At 62.2% G+C, this 6430-nt stretch carries 8 protein-coding genes; 7 read left to right on the top strand and 1 reads right to left on the bottom strand.

What is annotated here, in order from left to right:
* Positions 1-433: hypothetical protein (locus tag ACTHNR_RS02165; protein ID WP_440545786.1), on the top strand; the 433-nt coding region annotated here is incomplete at its 5' end.
* Positions 434-449: 16 nt separating this feature from the next.
* On the opposite strand, the gene ACTHNR_RS02160 is transcribed toward ACTHNR_RS02165, so the two are convergent.
* Complete coding sequence (locus ACTHNR_RS02160; protein ID WP_440545785.1) at positions 450-1178, bottom strand: FadR/GntR family transcriptional regulator; 729 nt, start codon at positions 1176-1178, stop codon at positions 450-452.
* Positions 1179-1507: 329 nt separating this feature from the next.
* Between ACTHNR_RS02160 and ACTHNR_RS02155 the strand changes: the two genes are divergently transcribed.
* From ACTHNR_RS02155 to ACTHNR_RS02130, 6 genes are all read left to right on the top strand, one after another.
* Positions 1508-2038 carry a DUF4142 domain-containing protein gene (locus ACTHNR_RS02155; RefSeq protein ID WP_440545789.1) on the top strand — a complete coding sequence of 177 codons (531 nt, stop codon included), beginning with the start codon at positions 1508-1510 and terminating at the stop codon, positions 2036-2038.
* 46 nt (positions 2039-2084) lie between these two features.
* Positions 2085-2384 carry a cupredoxin domain-containing protein gene (locus tag ACTHNR_RS02150; RefSeq protein ID WP_440545787.1) on the top strand — a complete coding sequence of 100 codons (300 nt, stop codon included), beginning with the start codon at positions 2085-2087 and terminating at the stop codon, positions 2382-2384.
* Entirely contained in the window at positions 2381-3085 is a 705-nt protein-coding gene (locus tag ACTHNR_RS02145) for an RNA polymerase sigma factor (RefSeq protein ID WP_440545783.1), read from the top strand. The genes ACTHNR_RS02150 and ACTHNR_RS02145 overlap by 4 nt, the downstream gene beginning before the upstream one ends.
* Positions 3086-3113: 28 nt before the next feature.
* The gene (locus tag ACTHNR_RS02140) at positions 3114-4274 is read left to right on the top strand and encodes an iron-containing alcohol dehydrogenase (protein ID WP_440545782.1); all 1161 of its coding nucleotides are present in this window, start codon (positions 3114-3116) and stop codon (positions 4272-4274) included.
* A gap of 340 nt (positions 4275-4614) precedes the next feature.
* Entirely contained in the window at positions 4615-4893 is a 279-nt protein-coding gene (locus tag ACTHNR_RS02135) for a hypothetical protein (protein ID WP_440545781.1), read from the top strand.
* A gap of 14 nt (positions 4894-4907) precedes the next feature.
* Positions 4908-6430: DUF2334 domain-containing protein (locus ACTHNR_RS02130; RefSeq protein WP_440545780.1), on the top strand; the 1523-nt coding region annotated here is incomplete at its 3' end.

Genomic DNA, 6430 nt, shown 5'->3' with positions numbered 1-6430 from the left:
TGCAGTGGTGATGCTCGAGAACTATCGAGATTTTGGCGGCAATAAGAACCCCGACGAGATTTTCTTTGCTTCTGATGCGTTCTTAAGCCAGTGGATGCGCGCGATGGGAACGACGGAGTTGAGGAAATTGCCGGAAAAATTCCCCGCCATTGTCTACCGAAATCACATTGAAAACAAAGAAACCCTCGGTGCCCTGCTTGCCGTGTCGGACGCGGAGCATGTGCACGTCGCAGTTGGTTCAATTGCGTGGAACCAGCTTTCGACGACGCCGAATTTCAAGACGACCTTAAGTATGATGAATGACTTCAACGCAATCAATCACGACCGCCGTCTCCCGAAAATTAAAGTTTTGGGCGTGGACATTTATAAAGGCCCCACCTTGAAATTCACTTTTGAAAACGACGATGCCGAGGTGGCACGCAACTCACCATGAACGATCGGGCACGCGACTACCCGGCTATGGGGCGACCAATGACGAGAATCGTCTCCGCATCCGCCTTCGCGTTTTCCAACTGAACGAGGCTGGCCTGGCGCGCCCCGAGAGGGTCGCGATGTTCGATCGCCGTCAAAATCGCCTTATGGCGCGGCAGCGACAATGCGTGCGTGTCGGGGTGGCGGCTAGTGAGCTTGATCGATTCGGTCAACGCGAGCGACATCATGTTGCCGATGAAGGCGAGCATGTCGTTATGGGTAGCGGCCATTACCGCACGATGAAATTCCAGATCGGGCTCGAGCAACGCATTGGCTGTTTCCGCACTTTCCATCCGCTCGTACGCGCGACGCATGCGCACGATGTCTTCTTCCGTCGCCTCGGTTGCGGCGAGCGCGGCAGCCGCGGGCTCGATGATCCGACGGACCGTCAATAACGAACGAAAGAATTCCCCCTCGGGCGTGACGCTGATCGTCCAAAACAACACGTCCGGATCGAGCATGTGCCACTCTTCGCGCGGACGCACGACGCTGCCCACGCGCGGCTTCGAGACGACCAACCCTTTGGCGACGAGCACGCGAGTGGCTTCGCGCAACACGGGACGGCTCACGCCGTAGGCTTCGCAAAGCGTGGGTTCGGCGGGGAGCCGTTCGCCGGGCGCGAATTTGCCGCTGACGATCTCGGTGCCGAGTTCCTGCACGATCCGCGCGTGCATGCTCTTGCGGTTCTTGAGATGTCGATAGTCCATAGGATCTTTAAGTGCTGCCGGCCTGCGCGTGGTATCCGATCTGTTGCCGTGCGTGCGGCAGCGGGGCGGCGAAGTGTTCGCCAGCATAGCACATGGGGGGTACCTCTTACGATTGGAGCAACTCCGAATAAACCATCATTGCGCACCTTTTCTTCCCCATGCGAGGCGCCGATTCAAAATTGACGGGTAGGTGGGAACGCCGCGGTTCGACATGGCATCTATCGCGGCAAGACCCTCTCGTTCGCCATGACGGACGAACGACGGTTTCCTCGCTATAGGAGAAGATCGTGCTTCTGAAACCGATATCCCATGCATCGCGGCTGGCCGTGCTGCCCATCTCGGCCGCGTTGGCCGCTGTGTCGTTCAACGCGCGTGCGCAAAACGCGGCCGACGCGGGCCCAACCGATCCGCAAATCGCGGCGATCGTCGTGACGGCGAATCAAGTCGATATCGACGCCGGCAAGCTTGCGCTCAAAATGGGCCGAAGCAAGGAGGTGAAGGCGTTCGCCCAGACGATGGTGCGCGATCACACCGGCGTGAATCAAGCCGCCTCGGATCTCGTGCACAAGCTGAACGTCACGCCCGAGCCGAACGCGACGAGCGAGGCGTTGGAGCAGGGCGGCGACGAAAACGTGTCGAAGCTGAAAACGCTGAAGGGCAAGGCATTCGATAAAGCGTATGTCTCGCACGAAGTGGCTTATCATCAAGCCGTGCTCGACGCGATGGACAAGACGCTGATTCCCGACGCGAAGAACGCCGATCTCAAGGCATTGCTCGTCAAGGTGCGGCCCGCGTTCGTCGCGCACCTCGATCACGCCAAGCATTTGCAGGCGGAACTCGATGACAGCGGCGGCCATTGAACGGCGGCGGCGCACACGAGCCGTCGCGCTCGCGTGCTGCGTCGGCATGTGCGCCATGCTGGCCTTTCCCATCGAGGCCTGGGCGAAGACGTGGACCGTCAAGATCGACGGGATGCGGTTCGAACCCGACACGCTGACGGTCGGTCGCGGCGACACCATCGTTTGGATCAACGACGATCCCGTGGCGCATACGGCGACGTCGGTCGCCGCGGGGGGCTTCGACTCCCGGACGATCGCGCCCGGCGGCCGTTGGACGTATCATGCCGCCGCGCCGGGTCGCTACCCGTACGCGTGCGCCTTTCATCCGACGATGCGCGCGGCAGTGGTCGTGAAGGACAAACCATGAACGTGCGTGACATCGAACGCGGCGCATCGCCGCACGATTGGCGCGATGCCGACGATCGGACCCTTGCTGCGGCCATCGCCGCCGGAGAACGCGAGGCATTCGTGCACTTGATGCGGCGGTACAACCAGCGGCTCTACCGGCTCGCGAGGGCAACGCTGCGCGACGATGCGGAAGCGCAAGATGCGCTGCAGGACGCATATCTGGCAGCGTATCGCGCGATCGGCAGCTTTCGGGGCGACGCACGGCTATCGACGTGGCTCTCGCGGCTGGTGCTCAACGCATGCCTCGCGCGCCTGCGTCGAAATACGAGGCGGCAGGCCGCCGCACCGACGGTCAGCATCAGCGCGAACGACGGATCGGATCTCGAACTCGTGGACACGTCCCATGAAGCATCGCCCGACGATGCGTTGATGCGCGCTCAGATTCGCGCGCTGCTCGAGCGAAAACTCGATGCATTGCCCGAGGCGTTTCGCGTCGTCTTCGTCCTGCGCTGCGTGGAAGAGCTCAGCGTCGAGGAGACGGCGCAATGTTTGGGCATTGCCGAAGCGACGGTGCGCACCCGGCATTTTCGGGCGAGAAGCCTATTGCGCGAGTCGCTGGCGCGGGAACTCGATTCCGCGGAGCGCGACGTGTTTTCCTTCGACGGCGCGCGATGCGACCGCATCGTGGCCTCGGTGCTCGCTCGGCTGGAGTTAAGATGAGCGCCGATACCGTGAGGGGAGAGTCCGTATGGCCGAGCCGTTTCGCTTCCAAACCGTCCCGACGCTCGTCGTCGAATTCGGCGCCGCGCGGCGCCTAGGCGCGCTACTGCGGGAGCGCTACCCGACGCTTGCGCGGCTTTGTCTCGTCACCGACGGCTTCCTTTATCGAAGCGGGCTGCTCGGTCCCGCGCTCGCCGATCTGAGCGAGCACGGGTGGAGCGTCACCGTACTCGACAACGTCGTGGCGGATCCTCCCGAGCACGTCGTGCTAGAAGCGGCGTCGCGCGCCCGCGACGCGCAGGCGCAACTCGTCGTCGGTCTAGGCGGCGGCTCATCGATGGACGTCGCGAAGCTGCTGGCGGTCTTGCTGGCCTCCCAGCAAGCATTGAGCGACATGTACGGCGTGAACAAGGTAGACGGGGCCCGTTTGCCGCTCGTGCAGATTCCGACCACGGCAGGCACGGGCTCGGAAGTCACCGCGGTCTCGATCGTGACGGTGGGCGAGGCCACGAAAATGGGCGTCGTCTCGCCGCAATTGATCGCCGATCTCGCGATTCTCGACGCCGAACTAACGTTGGGGCTGCCAAGCGCCGCCACGGCAGCGACCGGTATCGACGCGATGGTGCACGCGATCGAAGCGTATACGTCCGCGCGATTGAAGAACCCGATCTCCGACATGCTTGCTCTGCGCGCGCTGCAACTGTTGTCGACGAATTTATTGACGGCTTGCCGCGACGGACAAAACAGGACCGCGCGCGAGGCCATGCTGCTCGGTGCGACTTTCGCGGGGCAAGCGTTCGCCAACGCGCCCGTTGCCGCCGTACACGCGCTCGCGTACCCGATCGGCGGCATTTATCACGTGCCGCACGGCCTCTCGAATGCGCTGGTGTTGCCGCATGTGTTGAAGTTCAACGCGCCCGCCGCGGCGCCGCTGTATGCGGAACTCTCGGCCGCGGTCCTGCCGTCCGCCTCGGGCAGCGCACAGGAACGGACTCGCGCGCTGATCGAACATGTTGAGCACTTGATCGCCGAAACCGGTATTCCGTCCACGCTGAGAGGCGTCGGCATCGAACGCGATGGGCTTGCGCGCATGGCGAAGGACGCCATGCTGCAGCAACGTCTGCTCGTCAACAATCCGCGGCCAGTGACCGAAGCGGATGCGCTGGCCATTTATACGGCCGCCTTCTAGCGCCTCGCCGGAAAGCGGCTTCGATCGCCCTTAGGCCGCCGCGTTCTGTGTTTGCGCGCACATTAACGTTTGCGCGCGACGTTTACGATCTTCTTACGCATCGCAAAACAGAAATGGCCAACCTGATCGGCGTCCTGTAGGACGCCGTTGGGTCGCCGCGCGCATCCCCCCGGTGCCGCGCGGCTTGCATCGACACGCGCGCCCCCAAGCCGCGCCGATGCAACGGTAGGTCTGCGCTACGTATGCGACCCGGGTGTGACTCTCGAGCGCGCTGCATGCGTCATGCATGCGTGCGGTCTCGACGCGCGCCTTCGACCGTCCCAGTCCATCGGAGCCTTTCGTGAAGATTAGCCAACTCGCAATTCGTGTGGCGCCGGCCGTGTGCGCCGCGGCGCTGCTGACCACCGGCGTCCGCGCGGCCGAGCCGCCCGCGTCGAGCGCCGCGTCTGCCCAATTGCATCACCGAGTGACCCCGCCGCCAAGACCTACCGTCGTCACCGAAGTCATGCCCGGCATTCCGGAGCACGAGCGCGAAACGACCGAGCAAGGCAAGGGCCGTGCGCGCGGATTCGACGCGCGCAGGCACCGTACGCCGAACGGCGAATACATCCGCAATTGAACGGGGAGTCCGCGATGAAGACCATCCTGAAACGATTCCTGCTCGCATGCCTGTTGACGATCGGCATGCTGAGCGCGCAATGGCCCGGCGCCGCGTATGCGCAAACGACAACGGCGAACGTGCTGGTCCTCTACGATGCGCCGCAGAACGATCAATACACGAAGCTCGGTTTCGCGTACGCGATCATGCTGCGTAACCTGCTCGGCCACTTCAACACCAACGTGACGCTTGCGCCGGTTTCCAGCTACACGGCCGGCAACGTCGAAAATTATCAAGCGACGTTCTATCTCGGCAGCTATTTCGACAGCGCGATCCCGCCGGCCTTCCTTGCCGACGTGACCACGACGAGCAAGACCGTGGTGTGGTTCAAGTACAACCTGTGGCAAGTTGCATGGGACACAACCTATGGATTCTCGACACGATACGGGTTCACGTTCAACGCCTTGCGCGGCTTGTCGGCCGCACCGTCGAGTTCGAACCCGACGCCTGATTTCTTCGATACGGTAACGTACAAGAACCAGAACATGGTGAAGTACTACGCCTTCAACGCCAGTACCGGCGTGGTCAGCGCCGACCCCGATATCGGCGTGACGGCCGTCTCCGACGCCACGAAAGCGAGCGCGCTCGTGACGATCAAGGACAGCCAGACGGGCGAACAGGCGCCGTACGTCATGCGTTCGGGCAATTTCTGGTACTTCGCCGACATGCCGCTGTCGTACATCGGGCCGCGCGATCGATACCTCGTGCTCTGCGACATGCTGCACGATATCCTCGGCACGAACCAGCCGGTGCTGCATCGCGCGCTCGTGCGCTTGGAGGACGTCAACGCGCTGACGACGACCGCATCGATGAAGACGCTCACGGACTACCTCTACAGCCAGCGCATTCCGTTTTCGATCGCGACTATCCCCCTCTACCTGGACCCGCTCGGCGCATACAACGGCGGGGTTCCCCTCACGGTTCATTTGTCACAAGCGACGGGCCTTAAGCAATCGCTCAACTATGCGCTCGCGCGGGGCGGGAAAGTGCTGATGCATGGTTATACGCATCAGTACAACTCCACGCCCAATATCGACAATGCGGTCAGCGGCAACGACTTCGAATTCTGGCTGGCGACGCAGAACCGGCCCGTCGACGAGGATTCGGTGCAGTGGGCGAGCAACCGTCTCAGCGCGGGGCTGCAGGAGTTCAAGTCGAACGGGTACACGCCTTTCGCTTGGGAAGCGCCGCATTATCAGTCGTCGCCGCTCGCGATGAAAGCGGTGCCGCCGTTGTTCAAGAACACGTATCAGCGCGCGGTGTATTACACCTCCGACACGCCGACCAGCTTGAACTCGACCGCACCCAATCACGATTTCTCAGTGGGGCAATTCTTTCCGTACATCATCAAGAGCGACTACTACGGGCAGCGCATCATTCCGGAAAACCTGGGCAACATCGAATACAACATCTGCTCGATCGATCCGTTCTCGTGCCTGACCTATACCTGGAACGATCTCTATACGAACGCGCAGTATGCGTTGGTGGTGCGGGACGG

The sequence above is a fragment of the Trinickia sp. genome, assembly GCF_051954495.1.
Lineage (GTDB): Bacteria > Pseudomonadota > Gammaproteobacteria > Burkholderiales > Burkholderiaceae > Trinickia.
The sequence above is the reverse complement of the archived record's forward strand: the minus strand, read 5'-3'. Positions and strand labels throughout refer to the sequence as shown.